This window comes from Halalkalibacter lacteus, assembly GCF_036663595.1.
Classification (GTDB): Bacteria; Bacillota; Bacilli; order Bacillales; family Bacillaceae_D; genus Halalkalibacter; species Halalkalibacter lacteus.
On sequence record NZ_JAWRVL010000095.1, the window covers coordinates 1 to 563 of the forward strand.

Here is a 563-nt window from a genome sequence, read left to right on the forward strand (position 1 = left end):
CTGAATTCCTAGGTAACTCACCGAGTTATTACATTTCGATACTCGTTCCTGCTTTAGCACTTGGTAATGTGTTTGCCATTATCTTTGCAAGTCTTTTAAATACTCTCGGAAATAAAGTACCGTCATTATCAGGGAATGGTCAGCTTATTCCTGGATTTAAGATGGAACAACAAAAGTCGACTTTTGATATTTCGAAAATGGGGATTGGTTTACTGTTAGCCTTATTATTCTTCGCCTGTGGTCACTTACTAGGGGCGATCATTCCGCTACACCCGTATGCAATCATGATTATTCTCGTGGCTATCGCTAAAATTGTAAATGTCATTCCAGACAATGTAGTAGAAGGTGCGAGTCAGTGGTATCAATTTGTTGCTAAAACATGGACACTTGCTTTGCTTTTTGGAATTGGTGTAGCGTTCACCGATTTAAATGCGGTCTTAGCTGCTATGAGTGTACAATATATTCTTCTTGTTGCAGGCGTTGTATTTGGTGCGGTGTTAGGAGCTGCTCTTTTGGGAAAAGCAGTCGGATTTTATCCAATTGAATCTGCTATTACAGCTGGA

1 protein-coding gene is annotated in these 563 nt (G+C 40.0%); it reads left to right on the forward strand.

Annotation, left to right across the window (positions count from 1 at the left end):
- Positions 1-563, forward strand: a 563-nt coding sequence (locus SAZ04_RS21640) for a 2-hydroxycarboxylate transporter family protein (protein ID WP_332699559.1), incomplete at both ends; no start/stop codon positions are given.